Origin of the sequence: Luteibacter sp. OK325 (assembly GCF_003050935.1) — a bacterium.
GTDB lineage: Bacteria > Pseudomonadota > Gammaproteobacteria > Xanthomonadales > Rhodanobacteraceae > Luteibacter.
In genome coordinates this window covers 80746-105485 of record NZ_QAOX01000010.1, presented here as the reverse complement: position 1 = coordinate 105485, position 24740 = coordinate 80746, and the positions used below count along the sequence as shown (strand labels likewise).

25 protein-coding genes are annotated in these 24740 nt (G+C 65.9%); 13 read left to right on the top strand and 12 right to left on the bottom strand.

Going from position 1 to position 24740, the window contains the following annotated elements:
- The first annotated feature begins 40 nt into the window (after window positions 1-40).
- Window positions 41-430 carry a DUF423 domain-containing protein gene (locus C8J98_RS18850; RefSeq protein WP_107914899.1) on the top strand — a complete coding sequence of 130 codons (390 nt, stop codon included), beginning with the start codon at window positions 41-43 and terminating at the stop codon, window positions 428-430.
- A 91-nt stretch (window positions 431-521) separates the two neighbouring features.
- Here C8J98_RS18850 and C8J98_RS18845 read toward each other — a convergent pair whose 3' ends face one another.
- Window positions 522-2018 (bottom strand): transglutaminase-like domain-containing protein, encoded by a 1497-nt coding sequence (locus C8J98_RS18845; RefSeq protein ID WP_146171676.1) that lies wholly within the window; start codon window positions 2016-2018, stop codon window positions 522-524.
- Window positions 2019-2143: 125 nt separating this feature from the next.
- Between C8J98_RS18845 and purT the strand changes: the two genes are divergently transcribed.
- The 5 genes from purT to C8J98_RS18820 all read left to right on the top strand — a co-directional run bounded on the left by purT (window position 2144) and on the right by C8J98_RS18820 (window position 8884).
- Window positions 2144-3325: a formate-dependent phosphoribosylglycinamide formyltransferase gene (gene purT, locus C8J98_RS18840; protein ID WP_107914895.1), complete on the top strand. Its 1182-nt coding sequence runs from the start codon at window positions 2144-2146 to the stop codon at window positions 3323-3325.
- Window positions 3326-3382: 57 nt separating this feature from the next.
- Window positions 3383-5101 carry a tetratricopeptide repeat protein gene (locus C8J98_RS18835; RefSeq protein WP_107914893.1) on the top strand — a complete coding sequence of 573 codons (1719 nt, stop codon included), beginning with the start codon at window positions 3383-3385 and terminating at the stop codon, window positions 5099-5101.
- Between the two features lie 8 nt (window positions 5102-5109).
- Window positions 5110-5943: an NAD-dependent epimerase/dehydratase family protein gene (locus tag C8J98_RS18830; RefSeq protein ID WP_107915031.1), complete on the top strand. Its 834-nt coding sequence runs from the start codon at window positions 5110-5112 to the stop codon at window positions 5941-5943.
- A gap of 172 nt (window positions 5944-6115) precedes the next feature.
- On the top strand, window positions 6116-8368 hold the full coding sequence (gene mrcB / locus C8J98_RS18825; protein WP_107915029.1) for a penicillin-binding protein 1B: 2253 nt from the start codon (window positions 6116-6118) through the stop codon (window positions 8366-8368).
- A 3-nt stretch (window positions 8369-8371) separates the two neighbouring features.
- Entirely contained in the window at window positions 8372-8884 is a 513-nt protein-coding gene (locus tag C8J98_RS18820) for a hypothetical protein (protein ID WP_107914891.1), read from the top strand.
- Window positions 8885-9009: 125 nt separating this feature from the next.
- Here C8J98_RS18820 and hemE read toward each other — a convergent pair whose 3' ends face one another.
- From hemE to C8J98_RS18800, 4 genes are read right to left on the bottom strand one after another with little or no spacing between them, the layout of a single operon-like run.
- Window positions 9010-10080: a uroporphyrinogen decarboxylase gene (gene hemE / locus C8J98_RS18815; RefSeq protein WP_107914889.1), complete on the bottom strand. Its 1071-nt coding sequence runs from the start codon at window positions 10078-10080 to the stop codon at window positions 9010-9012.
- On the bottom strand, window positions 10070-10333 hold the full coding sequence (locus tag C8J98_RS18810) for a WGR domain-containing protein (RefSeq protein ID WP_107914887.1): 264 nt from the start codon (window positions 10331-10333) through the stop codon (window positions 10070-10072). Before C8J98_RS18810 ends, hemE begins: the two co-directional genes overlap by 11 nt.
- Window positions 10334-10375: 42 nt before the next feature.
- On the bottom strand, window positions 10376-11443 hold the full coding sequence (gene aroB / locus C8J98_RS18805) for a 3-dehydroquinate synthase (protein ID WP_107914885.1): 1068 nt from the start codon (window positions 11441-11443) through the stop codon (window positions 10376-10378).
- Window positions 11443-11973 carry a shikimate kinase gene (locus tag C8J98_RS18800; protein ID WP_107914884.1) on the bottom strand — a complete coding sequence of 177 codons (531 nt, stop codon included), beginning with the start codon at window positions 11971-11973 and terminating at the stop codon, window positions 11443-11445. Before C8J98_RS18800 ends, aroB begins: the two co-directional genes overlap by 1 nt.
- A gap of 7 nt (window positions 11974-11980) precedes the next feature.
- Between C8J98_RS18800 and C8J98_RS18795 the strand changes: the two genes are divergently transcribed.
- Window positions 11981-12823 (top strand): SDR family oxidoreductase, encoded by an 843-nt coding sequence (locus C8J98_RS18795; RefSeq protein WP_107914882.1) that lies wholly within the window; start codon window positions 11981-11983, stop codon window positions 12821-12823.
- A 19-nt stretch (window positions 12824-12842) separates the two neighbouring features.
- Here C8J98_RS18795 and C8J98_RS18790 read toward each other — a convergent pair whose 3' ends face one another.
- The gene (locus C8J98_RS18790; RefSeq protein ID WP_233260296.1) at window positions 12843-13700 is read right to left on the bottom strand and encodes a kinase; all 858 of its coding nucleotides are present in this window, start codon (window positions 13698-13700) and stop codon (window positions 12843-12845) included.
- A gap of 21 nt (window positions 13701-13721) precedes the next feature.
- Here C8J98_RS18790 and pdxH point away from each other — a divergent pair, with 21 nt between their 5' ends.
- Window positions 13722-14309 (top strand): pyridoxamine 5'-phosphate oxidase, encoded by a 588-nt coding sequence (gene pdxH / locus C8J98_RS18785; RefSeq protein WP_107914880.1) that lies wholly within the window; start codon window positions 13722-13724, stop codon window positions 14307-14309.
- A 13-nt stretch (window positions 14310-14322) separates the two neighbouring features.
- Window positions 14323-14763, top strand: a complete 441-nt coding sequence (locus C8J98_RS18780; RefSeq protein WP_107914878.1) for a secondary thiamine-phosphate synthase enzyme YjbQ — start codon at window positions 14323-14325, stop codon at window positions 14761-14763.
- On the opposite strand, the gene C8J98_RS18775 is transcribed toward C8J98_RS18780, so the two are convergent.
- The 5 genes from C8J98_RS18775 to C8J98_RS18755 all read right to left on the bottom strand — a co-directional run bounded on the left by C8J98_RS18775 (window position 14738) and on the right by C8J98_RS18755 (window position 19340).
- Window positions 14738-15457: a MarC family protein gene (locus C8J98_RS18775; protein WP_107914876.1), complete on the bottom strand. Its 720-nt coding sequence runs from the start codon at window positions 15455-15457 to the stop codon at window positions 14738-14740. The two genes, C8J98_RS18780 and C8J98_RS18775, sit on opposite strands and share 26 nt — an antisense overlap.
- The gene (locus C8J98_RS18770) at window positions 15454-16434 is read right to left on the bottom strand and encodes a formylglycine-generating enzyme family protein (RefSeq protein WP_233260295.1); all 981 of its coding nucleotides are present in this window, start codon (window positions 16432-16434) and stop codon (window positions 15454-15456) included. The genes C8J98_RS18775 and C8J98_RS18770 overlap by 4 nt, the downstream gene beginning before the upstream one ends.
- Before the next feature lie 192 nt (window positions 16435-16626).
- A complete protein-coding gene (locus C8J98_RS18765; protein WP_107914874.1) occupies window positions 16627-17058 on the bottom strand; it encodes a response regulator transcription factor in 432 nt (143 codons plus the stop codon).
- Between the two features lie 87 nt (window positions 17059-17145).
- On the bottom strand, window positions 17146-17799 hold the full coding sequence (locus C8J98_RS18760) for a response regulator transcription factor (protein ID WP_107914872.1): 654 nt from the start codon (window positions 17797-17799) through the stop codon (window positions 17146-17148).
- On the bottom strand, window positions 17769-19340 hold the full coding sequence (locus C8J98_RS18755) for a sensor histidine kinase (protein ID WP_107914871.1): 1572 nt from the start codon (window positions 19338-19340) through the stop codon (window positions 17769-17771). Before C8J98_RS18755 ends, C8J98_RS18760 begins: the two co-directional genes overlap by 31 nt.
- 218 nt (window positions 19341-19558) lie before the next feature.
- Here C8J98_RS18755 and C8J98_RS18750 point away from each other — a divergent pair, with 218 nt between their 5' ends.
- From C8J98_RS18750 to C8J98_RS18735, 4 genes are all read left to right on the top strand, one after another.
- Window positions 19559-21799: a patatin-like phospholipase family protein gene (locus C8J98_RS18750; protein ID WP_107914869.1), complete on the top strand. Its 2241-nt coding sequence runs from the start codon at window positions 19559-19561 to the stop codon at window positions 21797-21799.
- 102 nt (window positions 21800-21901) lie between these two features.
- On the top strand, window positions 21902-22846 hold the full coding sequence (locus tag C8J98_RS18745; protein ID WP_107914867.1) for a transporter: 945 nt from the start codon (window positions 21902-21904) through the stop codon (window positions 22844-22846).
- Window positions 22847-22851: 5 nt separating this feature from the next.
- Complete coding sequence (locus C8J98_RS18740) at window positions 22852-23529, top strand: response regulator transcription factor (protein ID WP_107914865.1); 678 nt, start codon at window positions 22852-22854, stop codon at window positions 23527-23529.
- Between the two features lie 29 nt (window positions 23530-23558).
- Entirely contained in the window at window positions 23559-24140 is a 582-nt protein-coding gene (locus C8J98_RS18735; protein ID WP_107914863.1) for a hypothetical protein, read from the top strand.
- 110 nt (window positions 24141-24250) lie between these two features.
- Here the strand turns inward: C8J98_RS18735 and C8J98_RS18730 are convergent, their stop codons facing one another.
- On the bottom strand, window positions 24251-24739 hold the full coding sequence (locus C8J98_RS18730; RefSeq protein ID WP_199229958.1) for a DUF202 domain-containing protein: 489 nt from the start codon (window positions 24737-24739) through the stop codon (window positions 24251-24253).
- Window position 24740 lies beyond the last annotated feature (1 nt).

Here is a 24740-nt window from a genome sequence, read left to right as displayed (position 1 = left end):
TGCCGGCCTTCAGGCACTTCCTCCTACGGGAACGATCCGGATGCGACAACATGTCAGCGCTGCCCAGGCCCTCCTCGTCGGCATCGCCGGCGCCTCGGCCGTCGCCCTCGGGGCCTTCGGCGCGCATGCGCTGCGCGGGGTGGTCGACGAGCACGGACTGGAAATCTGGCACACCGGCGTGGAATACCATTTCTGGCACGCGCTGGCGCTTTTTGCCGCGGTGATCGGATTGTCGCCGGGCCGCGCGCGGTCGGTGGCGATCGTGCTGTTCGCCCTGGGGATCGTGTTGTTTTCGGGCAGTCTGTATGCGTTGGCGGTCGGGGCGCCGCGGCTGGTCGGGCTGGTGACGCCGGTGGGTGGGGTGGCGTTTATTGGTGGGTGGGTGGCGGTGGGGTTGGCGTTGCGGGGGCGTGCGGGTTCCGCCGCGTAGGCATCGCCGCTGAAGCGGCTCCCACAGAGAGCGGGTCGGGCACCTTGTGGGAGCCGATTCATCGGCGATGGGTGCTCGCAACCAACACCCATCAGTCGGAACCCTTGCCGCCTCCAATGTTGGCCGTCATGCCCGAGGGCATTGGCAGGTCCATCAGATTCGAACCGGCGATCGCCCGATTAATGGTGATGTGACCCAGGGTGCTCATCGCCGCGAAGAACCGCCAGGGGTCACCGTTGCCTATGCCCAGCGCGATGTGCGTCGAGTCGAATCGTCGCTGTGCCGAGTCGAAGCTGATCCACCGCCCGTTGATGAAGGCCTGCGTCCAGGCGTGGGGAATGAAGACCCGCGTCGCGCCTCCCATGCGTTCGGCGTAGACGATGCCGGTGACCACGCGGGTCGGGATGCCTAATGAACGCGCCAGGGCCGTCAGCAAGACGGCATGCTCGGTGCAGTCACCGTTCCGGCTATCCATGGTTTCCAGTGCGGAGGCGTAGCCGACATCGAGTCCCTTCCTCGAGATGTAGTCGGAGAGGTAGGAGCGAAGCCGGCGCATGCGCTGGAGATCGCTGTTCGCGTCGCCGGTGATCTGCTGCGCGAAGGCCCGGATCTTCGGCGAATCCGACTGCACCCAGGCATTGGGTGCGGTGTCTTCGGGGGAGGGTGCTGCCTCGTCGCTGGCCATATGGCCGAAGCCGACGTCGATGATGTAGACGCCGTCGCCAATCGAGCTCACGTGCTGCTCGTCGGTTTCGACGAAGGGTTCCGGAAAATTGCCGCGAACCGTGACGGTGTAGCGCACCGGCGCGGCGCGCAGCCCCATGACCATCGGCCGCGGCGACTGGATCATCGCCGCGCGGAGCAGGTCCACGTCCTGGTCGGGCGCCTTCGCGCAGGCTTCGCTGCACGCAGCCATCTCCAGGCGGAAGCCGAGCAGGGGGGAGATGCCCCGGCGGATATAGGCCTCGTTATCGATCCACACGTCCACGCTGCGATCGCCCGAGGCACCGACCAGCGACTGCCTCAGGTGGTGAAGTGTTTCCTGACGGTTGTCGGGCATATCGACGATCTCGTCGCCGATGACGACGACCTGGATGTTGGCCACCTGCTGCTTCACCGCGTCGAAGTTGCGGATCTGGTAGGTCGTGCCCGGTTTGAATCCATGGGCCAGCATGGAGAGTCGCTGTCCTTCGGCCAGCGAGGCGCCGGTCGGCCAGATGAGCAGGTTCACCTTGGACTGGCCGCCCACGGTGTTGGCCACCTGGAACGCGCCGTCGTCGCGCACCTGGCCTTCCACCAGGTTCTGCTGCGATGACATATTGGTGCTGGCATAGAACGCCAGGGGAGCGCCCAGCGGGGACTCCACCGTCTTGATCCGGGTTTCGAGCAGGATCGGCGTGTGCACGCGGGTCAGGCGGAAGTTGAGTACCTGGGTCGTGGTCACCTTGTCGCCCGCCTGGTCGCGGTCGATCTGCAGGCTACCCACCTTGCGACCGTCGAGGAGAACGGTCATCCAGCGCTGATCCGCCAGGGCCGAAGTGGCGGTGAGACACAGCAGTACGGCGACGGCGGCAAGACGACGTCTCATGAGCGTACTTCCGGATTGTTGGGGACAACTGCATAACAGCACTTTCACGGCTGGAGTCAAGTACCCCATTGGTAGGGGTCCGCCCCGGTAGAATGCGGCCTTCGATCCCATCCGGACCCGCCCCCATGAAGACCTTCGGCACACCGCACTCGCACACCGCCCTCAAGGTGCTCCTGTTGGGGTCCGGCGAGCTCGGGAAGGAAGTCGCCATCGAGCTGCAGCGCTTCGCGGTCGAGGTGATCGCGGTAGACCGTTACCCGAACGCGCCGGCCATGCAGGTGGCCCATCGCAGCCACGTCATCGACATGCTGGACGGTGCCGCCCTGCGCAAGCTGATCGAAGAAGAGAAACCGCATCTGGTCGTTCCCGAGATCGAGGCGATCCACACGCAAACCCTCATCGACATGGAAAAGGAAGGCCTCAAGGTCATCCCCACCGCGAAGGCCGCGTGGCTCACCATGGATCGCGAAGGCATCCGTCGCCTTGCCGCGGAAACGCTGGGACTGCCCACCTCGCCTTACCGGTTCTGCGATACGCGCGAGGAGTTCCTCGCCGCCATCGGCGCACTCGGCACGCCTTGCGTGGTCAAGCCGGTGATGAGTTCCTCGGGCAAGGGTCAGAGCGTCGTGCGCCAGTCGGGCGATGCGGACGCGGCATGGGAATACGCGCAGTCCGGTGGTCGTGCGGGCCGCGGTCGCGTCATCGTCGAAGGCTTCATCGACTTCGACTACGAGATCACCCTGCTTACCGTGCGTCATCGCGACGGCGTGTCGTTCTGCGCACCCATCGGGCATCGCCAGGAAGACGGCGACTACCGCGAGTCGTGGCAGCCGCAGCCGATGAGTGAGGCGGCACGCGTCTCCGCCGAGCTGCAGGCCGACGCTATCACGGCTGTGCTCGGCGGCTGGGGTGTGTTCGGCGTGGAGTTCTTCGTGCGCGGCGACGAGGTCATCTTCTCCGAGGTGAGCCCGCGTCCCCACGACACCGGACTGGTCACCCTGATCTCGCAGGATCTTTCAGAATTCGCCCTGCATGCGCGCGCCATCCTGGGCCTGCCCGTACCGGAAATTCACGCTTTTGCCCCGGCTGCCTCGTGCGCCGTCCTGGTCGAAGGCGAAGGTGCGGCGCCGACTTACCATGGCATCGCCGATGCCCTGGCCGAGACCGGCACGATGTTGCGCATCTTCGGTAAGCCGGAAGTCCGCGGGCGCCGTCGCATGGCGGTGACGCTCGCCCGCGGTGCAACGGTCGAGGAAGCGCTGGACAAGGCCAAGCGCGCGGCGAGCCTCATCCGCGTCGAGCTTTGAACAGCCGTTCACACCCCGATGTTAAGCTGCTGCGCTCCTAGGGAAGATGCCTGACCCATGAGCGGACGCCGAGACTCGAACGACCACGAACCACGCGGACGAACCGAACCGACCCTCGGGCGGCTCGACGATCTGGACAAGCCGGCACCGCCGGTCGACGACGGCTTGCCTCACTTCGTCGTCGACGAGCCGCGTCGCCGAACCGGTGGCCCCACACCGTCGCCGCGCCGACCGCGCAAGCGCGGCTGGTTGATTCCCGTCCTGGTGCTCGTCTTGATCGGTGCCGGCACCGGCCTGTGGTTGCAGCAGGATCGCCTGCGCAACCTCGTGCCGAGCACCGAACTCAACGACGTGCTCGCCCAGGCGAACCAGGCGCTCGCCGCCGGCAAGCTCGACGGCACCCAGGGCGACAGCGCGCGTGAGCTGTTCGAAAAGGCCCGCGACCAGCAACCGGACAGCGACCAGGCCCGCGATGGCCTGCGTCGCGTGGGCCAGGCCGAGATCGCCCGCGCCGACCAGGCGCTCACCGCCGGCCGGCTCGACGAGGCAGAGGCCGCACTCAATGTGGCGCGTGAGTTGCTCGGTGGCGGCAGCGATGTCGAGCAGCTGAGCGCACGCCTCTCGCAGGCCCGCAATCCGCAAGGACACACCGAGTCCCTGATCGACCAGGCGCAGCAGGCGTTCGCGGCAGGCAAGCTCGATGGCGACGACGGTGCCGGTGCGCTCTATCGCCGCGTGCTCGACGCGGACAAATCGAACACGGTGGCCGCGCGCGGCCTCGACAAGGTCGGTGACGCGCTCGCCGCGCAGGCGCGCCAGGCCATCACCGACAACGACAGGGTCAAGGCGAACGCACTGGTCGATCGCATCGCCATTCTCGTGCCGGGCTACGGCGACCTGCCTTCCTTGCGCGCATCGCTGGCGGAAAATCGCAAACAGGATGACCACGCCGTCACCGCCCTCATCCAGCAGGGCAACGATGCCATGCGCGCTGGCCGTTTCACCGGCGATGGCGACGACAACGCGCTGGCCCGGTTCAACGCCGTGCTCGCCACCGACCCGGACAACGCGGATGCAAAAGCAGGCCTGGGGCAAGTGGCCCAGGCGCTGATCGTCCAGGCCAACGCCGCACTCGATAGCGAGGATGATGCACAGGCCTCACGCCTGCTCGATCAGGCGGCCAGGCTGGCGCCGAAGTCTGCCGAACTCGCTGCCGCGCGCGCACGAATCGGCGGCGGCGAAGCGAAGGGTGGCGGCAAACGCGGCGGCTCATCCGATGCGGTGGCCACGGTACGCGATGGCGACACGGCCGAGGCTTCCCTGGCGGTCAGTCCGGAACAGAAAGCGAAGGTGGCCGCGTTGGTCACCCGTGCCCAGGCCGCTGTTACCCGTGGCGACATCATGGATCCGCCGGGCGACAGCGCCTACGACCTGTATCGCAATGCGCTGGCTATCGATGGCAACGACCCCGCCGCTCGCGCTGGCCTGCAGGGCTTGCCGGGTCAGGTCGAAAAGTTGATGCAGCAGGCCGTCGCCAACGGCAACGTCAAGCGCGCCGAGGACCTCTACGCGACGCTTTCCGACCTCGCCCCGGGCGATGCCTCGCAGGGCGAGATGCGTCACCGCCTGGGCAGCGCGTGGATCGACAGCGCACTCCAGCGCTCCTCGCAGGGCGACCGTCAGGGTGCGTTCCAGGCACTGGACCGCGCGCGCCATTATGCGCCGGACGACCCGCGCCTCCAGGGCGCCTACGAGCGTATCGCGACGGGGCGATGAGCGGCCGCATGCAGATTCTTGTCATCGGCGCGTCGAGCCAGATCGGTCACTTCCTCTTGCCTCGCCTGGCTGCCGCCGGCGAGGACGTGCTGGCGCTGAGCCGACAGCCTCGCGCAGGCGATCCCGACTGGCTGGTCGGGAATCTTCCGGGCGGTATGCCGGCGCTGCCGCCGTTGAAGGCCGTCGTCTGCCTGGGTCCGCTCAACGGACTATCGCAATGGCTGGCGGGGACGCGGCTGCCGGGCACGCCACACGTCGTGGCGACGTCCTCGATGAGTGCGGAAACCAAACGGAACTCCTCCAATCCGGAAGAGCGTGACCTGTCACGCATCCTGCGCGAAGCAGAGACCCAGTTGAGCACCGTTTGCGCGTCGCGGGGCATGCCTTGGACGATATTCCGCCCGACCCTGGTTTACGGCGCCGGCCTCGACAAGAGCCTGACCCCCGTGGTCCAGGCCGCCATCCGTCGGCACGTATTCCCGTTGCCGGCGGGCCGGGGCCAGCGTCAGCCGGTCCATGCCGACGATATCGCGGCGGCCATCGTGGCCGCCCTGGCGCTCCCGGCGGGCCGTAATCAGACCTTCGCGATCGGTGGTGGCGAACGGCTCAGCGCCGCCGAGATGTTTCGCCGGGCACGTCGTACGGCGGGTTCGGCGACGCTTCCGTTGCCCATCCCGCGGTTTATCCTGAACGTCGCGACCCTGGTGTCGCCGGCCATGCGGGGACCCATCCACCGACTCGATAGCGACCTGATCGCCGACAATCGACACCTGGAAGCCGCTCTGGGCATCCATCCCCGCGCCTTTACGCCGGGGCCCGAGGCGTGGCAGGCGGCCTCCTGACCCTTCCGGTCACTGCTTCGCCAGCATTCGTTCAGATGGGCGCCGGGGCAGTGCCCCTATCATCCGGCTACGTCTCTTTCCCCAGGACCTCCCCGCGTTGGCTTTCCTGAATCGTCTTGGCTCCTTCCTGCGCGCCTGCTGGCCCTGGCTGCGCATTCCCTTCTGGCTCGTGATGGGCCTCGTGTTCGGCTTCCTGCTGCCGTACACGCTGATCCTCAACGCCCGCTTGCAGGATCGCTTCAACGACCTGGTCTTCGCGGTGCCGACCCGCGTCTACGCGCGCCCGCTCCCGCTGGAAGCGGGGCGTGCCATGACGCCTGCCGCGCTGGAACTGGAACTCACCTTCGCCGGTTACACCACCGAAGGCGGCGGCAAGGTCCAGGGCAGCTACTCGAAGAACGGCTCACGTTTCATCATCGCCTCACGCGGCTATTCGGGTCCGGATGGTGGCGAGCTGCCACATCGCATCCGTGTGAGCCTCGGCAATGGCCAGGTCGGCCAGATCGTCGACGACACCAACGACAAGCCGATCAAGGCCATCCATCTCGATCCCGCGCGCATCGCCACCCTCTACGGTGCGCAGCAGGAAGAGCGTCGCATCGTGCGCCTCGAGAACGTGCCGCCGCTGCTCGTGCAGGGCCTGCAGGCGGTGGAGGATCGCGACTTCAACCATCACATCGGCATCGACTTCTCCGCTATCGCGCGGGCGTCGCTCGCCAACCTCCGCGCCGGTCACGCGGTGCAGGGCGGCTCGACACTAACCCAGCAGCTGGTGCGCAACCTGTTCCTCGACCGCAGCCAGAACATGTTGCGCAAGGTGAACGAGGCGATCCTTTCGGTGTTGATGGAAGCGCATTACTCGAAGGGTCGCATCCTCGAGGCTTACGTCAACGAGGTCTTCCTCGGCCAGCAGGGCAGCCAGGCCGTGCACGGTTTCGCCGCCGGCGGCGAGTTCTTCTTCGGGCGTCGACTGGAAGACCTGCGTCCGCAGGAGATCGCCATGCTCGTCGGGCTGGTGAAGGGACCAAGCTACTACGATCCGCGCCGTTACCCTGACCGCGCGCTGTCGCGACGCAACCTCGTGCTGCAGCAGTTCCACGACACCGGCCTGCTCGACGATGCGCAGATGAAGGCGGCACAGGCCACGCCGCTCGGCATCGCCGAGAACGCACAACTTCCGCACAACCGCTTCCCGGCCTTCATGCAGCTGGTCCGTGCGCAGATCACCAACGACTTCGACGAAGCCGCGCTGCGCGACGGTAGCCTGAGCATCTTCACCACGCTCGATCCGGCAGCCCAGCTGTACACCGAGCAAGCCATCCTGACGACGGCGAAGTCGCTCGGTAAGCGTGGCGCCGCCGCGCAAGCCGCCGCCGTGGTCACCGACACCGCCACCGGCAGCGTGCTGGCCGTGGTCGGCTCCCGCGACCCGGGCGACCAGGGCTTCAATCGCGCACTGGACGCCCGCCGCTCGATCGGCTCCCTGGTCAAACCGCTGGTGTATCTGGTGGCGTGGGCGCAGCCTTCGAAGTGGTCGCTCGCCACGATCGTCGACGACACGCCGATCAACATGACCCAGCCGGACGGAAAGCCGTGGACCCCGCAGAACGACGACCGCGAGATCCACGGCCAGGTGCCGATGCTCGACGCGCTGGTGCATTCGTGGAACCTCGCCACCGTGCACCTGGGCATGCAGGTGGGTGTGCCGCGGATCAAGGGCTTCCTGGAATCGTTCGGGCTTGAAGACGTCAATCCCAGCCCGTCGCTGTTGCTTGGCGCGATCGACCTGTCGCCGTTACAGGTCGCCCAGCTCTACGAGTACATCGCCGCCGATGGGCACGCGCTGCCGCTGATCGCGGTGAGCGGCGTGATGGACAACAAGGGGCAGGCGATCAAGCGCTACGAGGTCAAGGGCGGCGAGGGCGAATACCAGACCGCCACCCGCCTGACCACGTGGGCCATGCAGCAGGTGGTCAACAGCGGTACCGCCGCGGCCATCGGCAACTCGTCGCTCGGCTCGCTCCATGCCGCCGGCAAGACAGGTACCAGCGACAGCCAGCGCGACAGCTGGTTCGCCGGTTTCACGGGCGAGCACCTGGCCGTGATCTGGATGGGCCGTGACGACAACAAGCCGACGGGCCTCTACGGCGCCACCGGGAGCATGCGCGTGTGGCAGGAGCTGTTCCGTAAGCTGCCGACCAGACCGTTGCCCACGGCGCTGGGCGATGGACTCGAAATGGCCTGGGTGAACCCGCAGACGGGCAAGCGTACGGACCCGTCCTGCCAGGGCGCCCGGCAGTTCCCCTTCGTCTCCGGTTATGTCCCGGATGCCGAGGAGGGCTGTTTCTGGCAGCAATTCAAGGGTATGTTCGGCGGCGGCGACGCCCAGCCGGCGCCGCCCGTTCCCAGTAATCCTACGGATTGACCCATGCATCGCTTTCGCTTCTGTGCCATCGCCGCCGTTACGCTCGCCGCCGCCTGCAGCCAGCCCGCCCCGCCGCAGGCGACCCGGCCGAGCAAGCCCGCCTACGATATCGTCGCCCAGATCCGCGCCGCGGGTGAGCGCGAGAAGTCGGCCATCGAAGTCGCCCCGTTGCGCGATCCCGGCGTGCAGGGCCTGGAAAAGGCTGCCCAGGCGGACGAACAGGCCGGCCGCTACCCGGACGCCGATGCCAAGCTCGTCCAGGCCCTGAAGATGGCGCCGCAGGCACCGGAACTGATCCAGGACCGCGCCGAAGTGGCCGTCCGCATGCAGGATTTCCCGCTGGCGGAGAAGCTGGCAAAGCAGTCGTTCGAGATGGGCCCCGGGTTTGGTAGCCTTTGCGCGCGCAACTGGCAGACGATTTACGAGATGCGCATGCAGGCGAATGACCAGGGGCAGGCGATGGCGGCCCGGGCCGAGGTGGGGAAGTGCCATAAGGCGGGGCCTAACCGGTTCTGATCGGTTCGCGGCTTCGCCGCGCATGTCTTTATTCGCCGCTGAAGCGGCTCCCACAACATCCCTCCCAGGTCGGTTTCCTGCGAAGGTCTCTAATGTGGGAGCCGATTCATCGGCGACGCTTTTGCTCAGCCCCGAATGACCCGCCCGTGCTCATGCACGGTATCCACCAGCACCTTCACGTTCTCCGGATCCACCTCGGGCGTGATGCCATGCCCGAGGTTGAACACATGCCCGGGATGATTGCCGAAGGCATCCAGCACCGCGCGGGCTTCGCGCGCGACGATCTCCGGCGAGGCGCGTAGCACCGCCGGGTCGAGGTTGCCCTGCAGGGCGACGCGGTTGCCGACGCGGCGACGTGCCTCACCGATGTCGATCGTCCAGTCCACGCCCAGGCCGGTGCAGCCGGTGTCGGCAAGCGCTTCGAGCTGGCCGCTGGCGCCCTTGGAAAACAGGATCACCGGCAGCTCCCGGCTGATTGGGTCGGCTTTCAGGGCTTCCACTACCTGGGCCATGTAGCGCAGCGAGAACTCGGCGAACGGTGCGGGGCCGAGCAGGCCGCCCCAGGTGTCGAAAATCATCAGCGCCTGCGCACCGGCATGGGCCTGGGCGATCAGGTAGGCGGCGACCGAACGCGCCACGGTGTCCAGCAGGTGGTGCGCCAGGGCGGGCTCGTTCCAGGCCAGCGCCTTGACCCGGGCGAAGTCCTTCGAACCTTCGCCTTCGACCATGTAACAGGCCAACGTCCACGGGCTGCCGGAGAAACCGATCAGCGGCACGCGGCCGTCGAGTTCCTTGCGGATCAGGCGTACGGCGTCCATCACGTAGCGCAGTTCGCCGTCCATGTCGGGCACGGCGAGTTTCTCGATCGACGCGGCATCGCGCAGCGGACGCGCGAAGCGCGGGCCTTCGCCCTGCTCGAACGTCAGGCCCAGGCCCATCGCATCGGGAATGGTCAGGATGTCGGAGAAGAGGATCGCCGCGTCCAGCTCGAAACGCTCCAGCGGCTGCAAGGTGACTTCGCACGCGAAGTCCGGGTTCGTCGCCAGGCCCATGAAGCTGCCAGCCCGGGCGCGAGTGGCGCGGTACTCCGGCAGGTAGCGGCCGGCCTGGCGCATCACCCAGATCGGCGTGGTGTCGGTTGGCTCGCGGCGCAGCGCGCGGAGGAAACGATCGTTGCGGAGGACGTCAGCGGCCATGTGCCGACTCCTGACCCTGGCTGAACATCACTTTGAATCCTTTTTTTATCTGCGCGTCGCGCGCTTTCTCGAAGGCGGCCTGCGCGGCATCGCGCTCCAGGTACACCTCGCGCTTCAGCGTGGTCTTGCCGCCCTGGACGCCGCTCTCGCGGTACAGGGTCCAGCCGCCGAGGAGATCCTGCTCGAGCGTGATCTGGACGAAGCGGGGCGCTTCCGTCGCCGCTTCGGGCATGGTTTGCATGTAGATCCGCATCAAACGATCCGGGCTGGCGCAGGGCCGATCATTGTAGGTGGTTCAATCGAGCACGGCGAGGACGTCCGCGTCCTGCACTCCGGAGACGATCTCCGCACGGCCGATGCCGCGCCAGAGAATCAGGCGCAACGTACCTGCGGTGTTCTTCTTGTCCAGGCGCATCAGGTCGAGCAGACGGCTGGCAGCGTGCTCGCGCGATGCGGTGGTGGGCAGGCCGAGGCGATCGAGCAACTGCGTGAGGCGCTGGGTGTCGGCCGCCGGGGCCATGCCCAGCTTTTCCGACAGCCGGGCTGCCAGCACCATGCCGATGGCGACGCCCTCGCCGTGCAGGATCTCGCTGTAGTTGCCTGCGGTCTCCAGTGCGTGGCCGAAGGTGTGGCCCAGGTTGAGCAGCGCGCGCTCGCCTTGTTCGGTTTCGTCGCGCGCGATCACGCCCGCCTTGTAGCGGCACTTACGCGCGATCGCTTCGATCAGGATGTCGGGATCCCGTCGCGCCAGCGCGTCGGCGTGGGTTTCCAGCCAGGCGAAGAAGTCCCGATCGCCGATCGCGGCGCCCTTGACGATTTCGGCCAGCCCCGCGCGGTACTCGCGCTGGGGTAGCGTCGCGAGAACGTCCACATCGGCGACGACGGCGCGTGGCTGGTGAAAGGCGCCGGCGAGGTTCTTGCCGGCGGGCAGATTCACGCCGGTCTTGCCCCCGACGGACGAATCCACCATGGCCAGCAGCGTGGTGGGCACCTGGATGAAGTCGATGCCACGCATCCAGCAGGCGGCGGCGAAGCCGGCGAGGTCACCGACGACGCCGCCACCCAGGGCGATGACGCAGGCGTCGCGCGTGGCGCCGAGTTCACCGAGCGCTTCGAGGACACGACCCACGTTGGCGAAGGTCTTGTGGGTTTCGCCATCGTCGATGAGGTAGGACGACCACGTCAGGCCTTCGAGGCCCTTCGCCAGCGCGGCGAGGTAGAGCGGTGCGACCGTGGTGTTGCTGACTACCAGCACGTGCCTGCCGCGGATCCTCGCGCGCCAGCGCGCACTGTCCGCGATGAGGGCGGGGCCGATCCAGACGCTGTATTCGCGCCCGGCGAGGGCGACATCGACGGTTTCCATCAGCTGCGTTTCCAGTGGCGGTCGAGGAGGGCGATCGCGCGGGGCGCGGCGTCGTCGACGCCTTCGTGGCGACCGCGGAAGATCAGGTCGGCGATTTCCTCGTAGAGGTGGTTGCGATCGTGGGCGAGGCTTTCCAGCCGTCCCCGGCGATCGTTGCCGGCGATCATCGGGCGGACGCGATCGTGCTGGAGGCGATCGAGCTGTTCGTCCACGTCGACGCCGAGCATGAGCACGGTGCCCCGGCTCATCAGGCGCTCGCGATTGTCGGGGGCCAGCACGGCGCCGGCGCCGGTGGCGAGCACGATACCGTGACGCAGACTAAACTCGTCCAGGTGCGCATACTCACGTGCCCGGAAACCCGCTTCGCCTTCGCTTTCGAAGAGCGCGGCGATCGTCATGCCGCAGCGTGCCTCGATCTCAACATCGAGGTCGACGAACGTCAGGCCATAGTGCGCTGCGAGGCGCTGTCCGATCGTGGTCTTGCCGGCCCCTGTAGGGCCGACCAGGAACAGGTTGGGCGAAGGATTCATTGCACCCATGCTAGCAATAAGCCATCCACAGAAGAACGAGACCGTGCTGATTGCCGGCGCGGGCGATGTCGGTAGCCGCGTGGCGCGTCGCCTGGTGGCGCAGGGAAAACAGGTGTTTGCACTTCGCCGTGGTGAGATGGCGCCGGATCCGGCCACGCGTTGGCTGCGCGGCGACCTGACCCGGCCGGACACCTTGCGTGGCCTGCCGAAGGTCGACGCGGTGGTTTTCGCCCCGACGCCGGATGCGCGCGACGAGGCGGCGTATCGCGCCGTGTTCCTCGACGGGCTTCGCCATCTGGTCGAGGCCCTTCCGGCGCCGCCGCGGCGCACGCTGTTTGTCTCCTCGACGGCTGTTTATGGCGAGCACGCCGGCGATTGGGTCGACGAAACCACGCCCCCGGATCCGCCCGGCTTTAACGGGCGTGTTCTTGTCGAAGCGGAAGACTGGCTGGCGTCGCGTGATGTTGGCGGCATGTCGCTGCGCCTGGCCGGTCTCTATGGTCCGGGAAGAACGCAACTGCTCGAGCGGCTTCGCGACGGCAAGGTTTCCGTACCGCGTGGCCGCGGTGTTTTCGCCAATCGCATGCACGTCGACGACGCGGCTGCCGCAATCGCGCACTTGCTGTCGCTGGATGCACCCGAATCGCTTTACGTCGGTGTCGACGACACGCCGCTGCCTGTGGATGAACTCTACGACTACCTTGCCGGCCTGCTCGGCGCAGCCCCGCCGGCGGACGGGCCGGCCGCTGCGGGTATTGGCAACAAGCGCATGTCGAATGCGCGCCTGCGTGCGACGGGATTCCAATGCCGCTGGCCCGACGCACGCATGGGCTACGCCGCGCTTCTGTAATCTTTCTGTAGGAGCCGATTCATCGGCGATCCCGCGGTAGCGGGCCAGGTTTCAGCAAGCACCCATCGCCGCTGAAGCGGCTCCCACAAGAATCGAGCGTTACCACCAGGTCTGCCTTCGCTGGCAACGTCGCGAGCGCATGACGGCTCAGGCGTTCGTAATGCTGGAGAAAGCGCGCCATCTCTTCTTCGTCCATCGCACGGGGCTCGCCGCGGGCGCGAAGCGACCACTCGGCTTCGTCGCGCCAACGTGCCACGACATCCCATGACGGGGCCTCGAGCAGCACGAGAGCATCCAGGCGGCGCCACACGGGAAGGTAGTCGGCGAGTTTCGCATTCACCCACCGACGCCAGGCGCCGTCGGCGTCCTCCTCGCGTTCCAGTGTGTTGATCGGCTCGACCAGATCGGTGTCGGTCTGCGGTTCGAGGCCCAGACACCAGCCTTCGAGGATGACCAGCATCGGTGGCTGCGGCACCTCGGGCCACAGCGTCGATGCATAGCGGTCGTCCTGTCCCTTGTCGAAGCGCGGGATCGACACGGGCCGCTCGGGCGCCGCCTTTTCGAGGGCATCGAGTGTGGACGCGAGCAGGGTGAGATCATGGGTTCCGGGGACGCCACGTGTCCGCAGGAGTGGATGGACCTGCTTGCCCAGGGCCTCGCGCTCGGCGCGGGTCAGGTACACGTCGTCCAGCGACAGGGTCACCGCGGACCATCCCCGTTCCCTTGCAGCCTCGATCAGGGCGGCTGCCAGCGTGCTCTTGCCGCTGCCCTGCAGGCCGGAAACACCCAGGATGAAGGGCAGCGAGGCGTGCGCGACCGACGCGGCGAAACGCCCCAGGACCCGCTCGGCGAGCGTGCTAGCATCGGCTGATTCCATACCGGCAAGCATAGCCCACCCATGCTGACTCCCGAGATCCTCGACACCTTCCGTGGCCTGCTGGACGAAGCGAAAGCCAGTGGCGATCGCGAACCCACCGCCATGAACCTCGCCACGGTCGACGCTAACGGCCGCGTGCATTCACGCATCGTGCTGCTCAAGCGCATCGACGAGAACGGGCTGGGTTTCTTCACCAACTACGAGAGCGCGAAGGCCGGCGAGATGGCCGCGCACGACCAGGTCGCGGCGTGCTTCCACTGGAAGCAGATTCGCGAGGGCATCCAGGTACGTTTCGAAGGGCGCGTGAGCAAGGCCAGCGCCGCCGAATCGGACGGCTACTTCGTCCGTCGCCAACGCGGCAGCCAGATCGGCGCCTGGGCGTCGAAACAAAGCCAGGAACTGCCGGACAGGCAGACCTTTGAAGACCGCGTGGCGCATTTCGAGAAGGAGTTCGAAGGCCGCGACGTGCCGCGCCCTCCCCATTGGGGCGGATATATCCTCAAGCCGGACCGCGTCGAGTTCTGGTACGGCGCCGAGTTTCGCCTGCACGAACGCATCGTGCACGCCGAACACGGTACAAGCTGGACCAGCCGCCTGCTTTATCCCTGATCCGGAGCCCGCGATGAGCCGCGCCCAGCCTGTACAGCACATCGCGCAGACCACATTCACCGTCCACACGCGCGGGCGTTCGCTCACCGAGGTCACCGACCGCATCGCCGACGCCGTCTCGGCCAGTGGCGTGACGACCGGCATCGCGCACGTGTTCGTCCAGCACACCAGCGCCTCGCTGCTCATTGGCGAGAACGCCGACCCGACGGTGGTCGCCGACCTCGAGCGATTCTTCGCACGCCTGGTGCCGGACGGCGATCCGCTGTTCCGTCATCAGGATGAAGGCCCCGACGACATGCCTGCCCATGTGCGGGCGGTGCTCACCGGCGTGTCGCTCTCGGTGCCGGTTCACAGTGGGCGTCCCTTGCTGGGGACCTGGCAGGGTGTGTTCCTCTACGAGCACCGTCATGAAGCGCACCAGCGCAAGATCACGGTGACGATATCGGGCCACTGAGCACAGGCATGGTCGCCAGCAGCTGATAACCGAGAATCATCATCTGCACGGACAAGCCGACGGTGAGCGAGCCGATCACCGTGCCGAACAGCTTGAATGGCAACGGTCCGATGCCTCGCACGATCGGGCCCGAGAAGAGCATGGCCAGCAGGTGCAGGAGCATCACCAGCAGAAGCATGCCGACGATGCCCAGCGTGCGTTCGGTACTGTGGCTGGAGGCGAGCAGGATAATCAGGCCGGCCAGGCCGTAAGGCGTCACGATCATCGGCACGGCCAGTTCAAAAGCGCTGGGCGCCTGCGGGCGCGGTGGTACCGTGCCATCGGGCACTGGATGCGCCGCGGGGGCGGAGGTGTACTGCTCGAGCACCGTGCGCAGCGAGACGAGAAGGAAGATAAGACCGCCCGCGAGTAGCATCGCGGGCAGGGATATCTGCCAGCTGTTCTGTAACGCGAGGCCGAGGAAACCGCCGATCAGCGCTGCCACGGTGGCAAGGATGGCCGTCTTGATCGCCAGGCTGCGTCGCGTCGCCGCATCGAAGGCCTGCATGCGCACGTAGTAAGCGAGCGGCGTTTTCAGCGGTGGCCCCATTACCACGAAGAGCAGGGTGAACACTTGCGAAAGGCTGAGTATGGGCGTGATCAGGTTGCGTCCTGCATCGATACTGGCCTGCAGGAGGGTGATCGTGGCGTTCACGGTGAAGCCTCCGGGGTGATGTCGGCAACACAGCGAAAGCCGATGTGGCTGGTGGAAGTGTCGATCGGATGCGGATAGCGCGCCGCCGGTCGGTAGCGCTGGCAGTAGTTCACCGCACACAGGTGGGAGCCGCCCTTCAACACCCGGCGCGGTATGGCCGGTCCCGCGGCGCGTGGATCGTGGCTCTGTTCCATGCAGCCGCCCCGGGGATTCGCCGGTACGCAGCAAGCCTTTTGTACCTCAACGGTGTGCCCGGGCCGATACCAGTCGGACGTCCATTCCCAGGTGTTGCCGATCATGTCGACGAGGCCATAGCCGTTCGGCGGGTACGATCCCACCGGCGACGTACGCTCGAAACCGTCCTCCGCGGTGTTCTCGTGTGGAAAGTGCCCTTGCCAGTAATTGGCGATGTAGCCGCCGGCCGGTTCGAGGACATCGCCCCAGGCGTACTCCGCATGATCGAGGCCGCCGCGAGCGGCGAATTCCCACTCGGCTTCGGTGGGCAGGCGTTTTCCCGCCCACGCCGCGTACGCTTCGGCATCGGAGGCGGTGACATGCACCACCGGATGATCCTGCAGGCCATGGATGTCGCTCCCCGGACCGGTGGGATGGCGCCAGTCGGCACCCAGTACGAAGCGCCACCAGTGATCGATCTGCATCGGCACCGGGCCGGACGGTTGCACGAAGACCAGCGAGCCCGGGTGCAGCATCTCGGGCAGGGCGCCGGGATAGTCCTCGGCGCGCGGCGGAATCTCGGCGAAGGTCAGGTAGCCGGTGGCTTCCACGAAGCGTGCAAACTGCGCGTTGGTCACCGGCGTGCGATCGATCAGAAAAGGATCGACGCGGACGCGGTGCACGGGTTGCTCTTCCGGATAAAAACGTTCCGAACCCATGCGGAACATGCCGCCTTCCAGGCGGGACATGTCGATTGCCCGCAGTGTGGACGGGTAACGGTGCACAGGATTGGCGAGGGCCATGATCACTCCCTGGAGGTTGCCACGGCCGACGAGAGACCCATTCGCCACGCCAGCGGCAGGCCGCCGGGGGTGGTGGTGGCCATGTTCCGTGTTCCGCCGGACGTGGTGAACGGGAAAACGATGTCGGGATCCATGCTCGCGCGTCTACGGCCATGCTGCGACCGAGGAACTACGGTTCCCGCTCAAGTAGATTTACGGAGTGTCGAGGTATCCGGTGCGTACCGAGCACGACACATAGGCGTCGCCACGCAGGGCCGCGTGGACCGCATCGAGCAGGTCCTCACCGGCCGATGCCTTGACCACGTAGGCGGAGCCAAGCGAAAGCGCCCTGCGTGCAATGCCGGCATCGTCGTGGCAGCTCACGAAAACCACGGGCAGGCCGGGGCAGCTCACAGCGAGGCGGCGTGCGGCCTCAAGGCCATCCATCCCGGGCATGGCGATGTCGGTGACCACGGCGTCGGGCTGCATGATCTCGACAAGCGAAACCAGTGCGGCGCCGTTGCCGACGACTCCGATCACGTTGAAGTCCTCGCGCAGCAGGCGCTCGATTTCCAGCGCAGTCTGCGGATGGTCGTCCGCGAGGACGACACTGGCTCTGAAAGGGGTGGGGCGTATGTCATCCATGGGCTCACTCTCCGCCTGGCAGCAGGTACGGGCCAGCGTAAAGCCACGTGACTACCGCTGCGTATATCTACTTCCGTGTTTCCCGGGTCAGAACAGCAGCCCGAGGTCCTCCGAACGGCGCACCAGCTCGAGCGTGCTGTGCACGTCCAGTATCTGCATGATGGTGTACTTGTGCGCTTCCACCGTGCGCACCGAGAGGCCCAGTTGCGCGGCAATCTGTTTGGAGCGAAGGCCTGATCCGACCAGACGCAGCACTTCGCGTTGCTTGGGGGTGAGCTCGTGCAGATCGGCCATGCGGCCGCGCAGATAGCGAGCACCCAGCGAGGGAGTGACATAAGTGCCGCCGGCAAGCACCTGACGCAGCGCACTGAGCAGTTCGTCGCCGGCGGAGACCTTGAGCACGTAGCCGTTGGCGCCGGAGCGCATCGCCGAGGCGGCCAGGGCGGGTTCGGCGTGCATGGTCAGGAAGACGAAGGGGGTGCTGTCGCCGCGGCTCCGCAGGGTCTTGAGCACCTCGAGTCCGTTGCCGCCGGGCATGTTGATGTCCGAGAGGATGAGGTCCGGGCTTTCGCGCTCGACAATGTCGAGGAGGCTGCGACCATCCTGGGCGAGGGCGACCAGTTCGAAATCATCGTCGAGCAGGCGTTCGATACCTTCGGCGACCATGCGGTGGTCGTCCGCGAAGACGATGCGCGGCAGCGCCTCGCAACTCAGCTCGTTTCCAGCGGAATGCGTAGACATAGATCCACTCCCTTTCCCGGTGCGGTACGCAATTCGAAGCTGCCCCCCAGCAACTTCGCACGTTCGTTCATGCTGATCAAACCGATGCCCGGTCCTGCCGATGGCAGATCGTCGGGATCGATCCCCTTGCCGTCGTCGAAAATCCACAATGACGCAGCATCGCTGGTCACCGATGCCTTGATGGTGACCTGACTGGCTTCAGCGTGACGGAGTGCATTCGTCAGCGCTTCCTGGGTGACACGATAGAAACACAGTGCGATATCCGCCGAAAGTACATCGATGGCCCGATCGGCGATGAAGATCACATGCGGCGCCCGCGGGCGCCGCTGCGTATGGCACAGCGCCTCGAGCGAATCGCGCAAGCCCGCATGGTGCAGGCAGCTGGGGTGAAGTTCGTGTGATAACTGGCGCACGTCCTCCGACAAAGCGATTACCTGGTGCTGGATGTGATTGACCTCGCCCTGTATCGCCGGTGGTACACGTCGGCGCAATGAGCTCAGGCCGATCGAAGCCGCCGCCAGGCGTTGGTTGATGTCGTCGTGCAGGTCGCGGGCGAGGCGCGCGCGCTCCTGCTCCTGGGTGGCGATGAGCCGGCCGGTCATCTCGCGCAGTTCGCCATGCGCGTCGTTCAAGGCGCGGCGACTGGCGAAGCGCTGCTCCACCACGACGCCGAGCGTCAACGCCGATAGCGCCGCGGTGAGCGTCCACAGCTGCAGTGCGAGAGTCGTCTGTTGCGGCGTGGAGGCCATGAAGGGGCCATGTCCGGTGACACTAAGGTGACCGGCCATGATCACGATGATGAAGACGGCAATGGAACTGCCCGTCATCTGTGCCCGGATGATCGCGGCGATGATGATCGGCGCCGGTGCCAGGCAAAGTACAGGGACAAGCTCGGCGCGGCTTCCATAGCCGTACCAGATGACACCGAGCAGGGCGATCGACACGATCATGAGCAGGTAGAATTCGGTGGGAAGCCGTGGCTCGTGGCGCACGGCGGCTTCCGGGTTCCGCACGCTGACCCACACGGGCACGTACAGCACATAGCCGAGCGCATGGGCGAGGGCGATATTTGGCCAGTCGCTCAGAATGGAACCGCGAAACGAAGTGAAGTGGCTTGCCTGGTAGACCAGCGTCGCGCAGGCCGCAGGCAGCGCGATCACCGCGACGGCGGAGAAAGCGTAGAGGCGGATGAAATCTTCCAGCGGCGGCGCATGCAGTGGTACGAGCTGCAACACCCATGCGGCCACCGGTGTCAGAAGCACCGCAGGCGCAATGACCAGGGTGGTATCGGCCAGCGGCAGGCCGAAAGCCACGCCGGTGGCCACAAGGCCGATCAGTGCGGCGCCCATGAGGGCGAGCCACATGTTCCGCGGTGTAGCGAGCAGGGCGCCAAGCAGTACGGCACCGGGGAACCAGACGATATGCGTGCCGCCCTGGTGACTCCACAGGGCGGCGGAGAGCAGTTGGGCAGCGATGACGCCCACGAACACACCCCCGCACCAATGGGTCACGTTATGCGTCGATGCCAAGGCCTGCGTCATCGCCTCTCCCGCCACCCATGGAGGGTGGCCCCGACCAGCTGTCACGACAGTGAAGGGCGGCCCCCGCCATGCCCTCGGGGGACTATACGCGCGCAAGGGCCACTTGGTGTCTATCTCGCGCGGACGTCTATCGCACTTCGGCTTAAGTAGTTCTTCGCTGCCGTCGGACGGGCCTCCCGGACGAGACTTCAGGACCGATTGCGATACGGGCAAACCGCATGCGCCTGTCCCTTCCCTGGCTCTCGACGCTGGCAACCGGCCTGCTCCTGTGCGTGACGGTCGTGCACGCTGCACCGCGCGATCCCTCGCCCTGCATCGGCCTCGTGCTCGGTGGCGGCGGCGCGCGTGGCGCAGCGCATATCGGCGTGATCGAGGTGCTCGAGCGCGAACACATCCCAATCTGCCGCATCGCCGGTACCAGCATGGGCTCGATCGTCGGTGGTCTTTACGCGGCCGGCTACAGCTCGGACGAGATGGCCAACGTGATCGGCCAGCTCGACTGGAAAGACCTCTTCTCCGACGACCCGGACCGCGTCGAAGAACCCATGCATCGAAAAGATGCCGATTATCGCTATCTGCTGAACTTCGAAGTCGGCTACAAAAACGGTCACATCGTCACGCCCGCCGGCGTGGTGCAGGGCCAGAAGCTGCTCCTGCTGCTACGTCGCCTGCTCGTGTCGACCTGGAACGTCACCGACTTCGACAGCCTGCCGGTGCCTTTCCGGGCCGTAGCGACCGACATCGTGGTGGGCAAGCCGGTGGTGTTCTCCCATGGTGACCTGCCGCTGGCGATCCGTTCGAGCATGTCGGTGCCGGGCGCCTTTGCGCCGACCAATGTCGACGGCAAGCTTCTGGTCGACGGCGGCCTCATGGACAACGTACCGATCGACGTGGTCCGCGACATGGGGGCGGACCGGCTCATCGTGGTGGACGTCGGTACGCCGCTGGCCGAAGAGTCGACCCTGTCCAACCCCGTGGCCTTGCTCAACCAGATGGTCAGCGCACTGATGGCCGAGAAGACGGCGCGACAACTGAATGCGCTGGATGACCGCGACATCCTCATTCGTCCCGCCCTGGGCAAGCTGGGCGCGGGGGATTTCAATCGTGCACAAGAAGCGATCGCCATCGGCCGTGCTGCCGCGGAGGCGATGCTCCCGCGGCTGCGTGCGCTCAGCGCATCGCCACAGGCCTGGCAGGCCTTTGAAGAAAACCACCGCCAGCGTCAGTTCGATCCGAAGCTTGTGGCTTTCATCGACGTGGACACCCGAAGCACCCGCAGTGGCGAATTCGCCGCCAACCGCATGCAGCCCGAGGTAGGCAAGCCCTTCGATCCGAAGGAGGTCGAAGCGCGTATCGGAACCATCTACGGGCAGGGCGGTTACCAGCAAGTGGATTATCACCTCGTCGAGCGCGGTGAAGATCGTGGCATCCGCCTGACCCCTGTCGACAAGGCCTGGGGCCCGATCTACGGCAAGATGGGCTTTCAGCTCGACGATGACTTCAATGGTCGAAGCGAATACCTGATCTCCGCTGAGATCACCGCCGCCAACCTCAACGACAGCGGCGGCGAATGGCGCAATACGTTGTGGAGCGGCCGCATCGGCGGCGTTCGCTCGGAGTTCTACCAGCCGTTCGGGCAAGGCGCGACCGCGTACATCATGCCGTTCGCCGTGCTGCGCAACGAAGACGTACCGGTGTTCGACCTCGGTGCGAACCACCAGGTCGCCGAATACCGTATCCGTCGTCGCAATGCGGGCTTCGAGCTAGGCTGGACGCCTGCTTCGTACTGGCGCATCTCGACCATCTTCGCGCGCGGCCGCGATAACGGCGACCTGCGCATCGGCACGCCATCGGCATTTCCGAGCGGCGCCTCGGATTTTGCCTCGATCGGCGCGAAGGTGGATTGGGACAGCCTGGATAACGCCGCGTTTCCGACCCGGGGCTCGCACGTCAACGTCGAGTACGAGAGTTACCGCGACTTCCTGGGCGGCGACGTGAAAGGCGACGTCGCACGCATCGTCGCCGACTGGGTACCGGACTGGGGCATGAGTACCGGTCGGTACCACCTGTTGCTGGGCCTGCGTGCGTCGAGCGCCATCGACAATGCCAATTTCTTCGAGAGCCAGGCTTTCCTTGGTGGCTTCCTCAACCTGTCCGGATACAGCGAACGATCGCTATACGGCAACCAGTCAGCGCTCGGGCGTGCCGTGCTGTACCGGCGCACGGGCAACCTCGACGCGCTGTTCTCCACGCCTATCTTCATCGGCATGAGCCTGGAAGCGGGCAATACATGGCAGAGCAAGGGCGATGTCAGCGCGGGCTCGCTGATCTACGCGGGAAGCATCTTCGCCGGCGTGCAATCGCCTCTGGGTCCCGTCTTCCTGGGCATCGGCCATGCCGCTGGCGGCCACACGGCTGTGTACCTGAATTTCGGTTCCCTGCTGCGCCCCAGGTTGTGAGACCGGTAGTTTTACTTACGCGTGCCGGGTGAAAGTTCGCTTATCGCACGGGCGTACACACCGCACTCTGCATGTCACTGTCACCGATGCCGGATCGTGACCATGAATCGCCGAATCGTCTTCGCCCTGATCGCCCTGGCGCTTGCGCCTGCCGGGGCCGATGCCACGGAAAGCGCCCTGGGTCGATCGATCACCGGCGCGCAGATCACGCCTTTCGTGGGAATCGTGCCGCCGACGCCAGGGCTTAACGTCTCGGTGAGCTACATCAACTACGACGGCAGCATCGGTGGCAGCAAGTCCGTTCCGATCGGTGGCAGTACGGCGCTGGACCTGCACGCCAAGGTCGATCTCTATGCGGCGACGTTCGCGTACATCTGGAATACGGGCAAAGGTCGCTGGAACTACGCCAGTATGTTCACCGTCCCGTACATCCGCCCCACGGCGACGGCTTCGCTGTTCGTCGGCCAGCGCTCGGCGGCCGTCAACGATCGCGCCTCCGGCCTGTTCGACCTCTACTTCGCCCCGGTGATCGCCAGCTACCACGTGAGCGAGGTGGAGCACTGGTCGTTCGGGGTCTACATCTACGCACCCACGGCGGATTACACGAAAGGCCGGCTGGCGAACAAGGGCCTGAACATCTGGACGTATTCCCCGGCGGTGGGCTACACGCACCTGTACGACAAAGGCTCGTTCGAATTCAGCGCCCTCGCCGGCGTCGACTTCTATTCGAAGAACCACGCCACCGACTACCAGAACGGTGCCGTGTTCCGCCTCGACCTGCTGGCGATGAAACGTACACCGAGCGGTTGGGGCTTCGGCGGCGTCATCGGCGTCATCCGGCAGCTCGAGAACGACGACGGCCCGACGGCGGATCGCCTGAACGGCTTCAAAGGACGCTCCTACGGCGCAGGCCCCGCACTCGCCTATAAAAAATCCTTCAGCAAGGAAAGCAACATCGACTTCACCCTGCGTTGGGTCAAAGAGTTCGACGTGAGGAACCGCATCAAGGGTGAGCCGCTCGTCCTGAACATCAGTCTTGCGCTCTGACGGCGATGCATGAGCCCATCGAACGCGTTCCCCTGGCGGTCGACGTCATTGTCGCCGATCACCATCGGGTGGTTGCCGAAGGTGTCTCCGCCTTGCTCGCGCCGCATGTCCGCTCCGTGGTGCTGGTGCACTCCGCTGCCGCACTGCTCGAGCGCGTCGCGCCAGGCATGCTTGTCGTCGGCGACATCGACCTGCCGGACATGCCCGGCCTCGAACCGGTGCGTCGCGTGGCCGAGCGTCGCGACGGCAGCCGCTTTATCGTTCTGTCGGGGCACGACGAGCCGCTGATCGTGCAGGACGCGATGCAGTCGGGTGCCTGGGCCTATGTGCTGAAGCAGTCGCCACGCAACGAGCTGCTCGACGCCGTGAACGACGTGCTGGAGAACCACCGCTATGTCAGTCCCGGACTGATGGCCGCGCTGGTTAACGCACCACCCTCCGTGCACCGACTCACACGGCGACAGCGCGAGGTGCTCGAGCGCATGGCGCACGGGCTCCGCGCCAGTGACATTGCCGTCGAGCTCGGCATCTCGGTGCGCACGGTAGAGAGCCACCGACAGTCGTTACTCGACCTTTTCCATGTGCACAGCGGCGTGGCCCTGGTGCGTGAAGCCATCCGCATGGGCCTCATTCGCGATCCCGCAGGCCCGTATACGGTGCCGCGGGGCGAGGGCGCGCCGTAGCAACCGTCTCAACCGAAGGAGGTCTGGTCATGAAATATCGTGCAAGCATCGTCGTTGCCTTGCTGCTTTCCGGGTGTGCCACGTATAGCGTCACCAACGAGTGGAAGGACCCGAGCTGGTCCGGACCGCCTGCAACGAATGTCCTGGTGATCGGTGTCGCGCGCAGTGACACCATGCGCCGTCTCTTCGAAGACACCTTCGCCCGCGACCTCAGCGCCGCCGGCGTCCGAGCGCAGGCCAGTTACGCGGCGATTCCTTCCGGACACGATGGCTCAGCCAAGCTCGGTGACGTCGTTCGCAGTACGGGGAGTGACGCGGTGCTGGTCACACGTGTCCAGCGTGTCGAGGATCGTATCAACGTCACGCCTCGCGGCCCTGGTCCTGGCTACGGCGGCTTTTACGGCTGGTACGGTGGCGCCTGGGATAGCACGCCCGAGATCACCCAGACGACGGTTGTCACCCTGGAAACGAGCCTGTGGGACGTGCGCAGCCAGAAGCTGGTCTGGACCGTGACCACCCAGGGGCTGGCCAGCAACGATATTCCCAAGGCCACCAACGAGCTGTCGAAAACGCTGATTCCGAAGATGAAAGCCGACGGCGTCATCCGCTAGTCGAAGGCTCTTGTGGGAGGTGTGGGAGCCGCTTCAGCGGCGATAACCAGTCCGCCTCACCCCATCGCCGGCATAGCCGGCTCCCACGCAAAGCTCTGGCCCCCGAGACGCTAATCGAAGGGTCCGATGTGCGCGGTCATGCTGATGATGGCCAGTACGCCAAGCAGCAGCATCACCAAGGCCACCAGCAAGGTCATCGAGACCGGGTAGGGCGTCTCGCCGTGAATCAGGCCTTCGCGTGCCATCGCTTCGCGCTCGGCGCGAAGCGTACGCATGTAGTGCAGGTGATAGACGATGCCGAGCACGAGCATGGCGATGCCCAGTCCGACCAGGGCCACGCCGAAGTTGCGCGGAGCGTGGCTCCCCTCGGCAAGGATCTTCGACGTACGCAGATGTTCGAAGAACTGGCCGATGGTGAAGCCGAAGCTGATCAGTGAGATCGAGGTACGCATCACCGACATCAGCGTGCGATCGGTACTCATGCGCGTGCGCTGGAACGACATGCCGGTGCGCCGCGCGGATAGCTCAACGGCCGGATCGCCCCTATCTGCGACGACGGCTGCAGGGGTGTAATGATAGTCGCCCGGTGGTGTATTCATC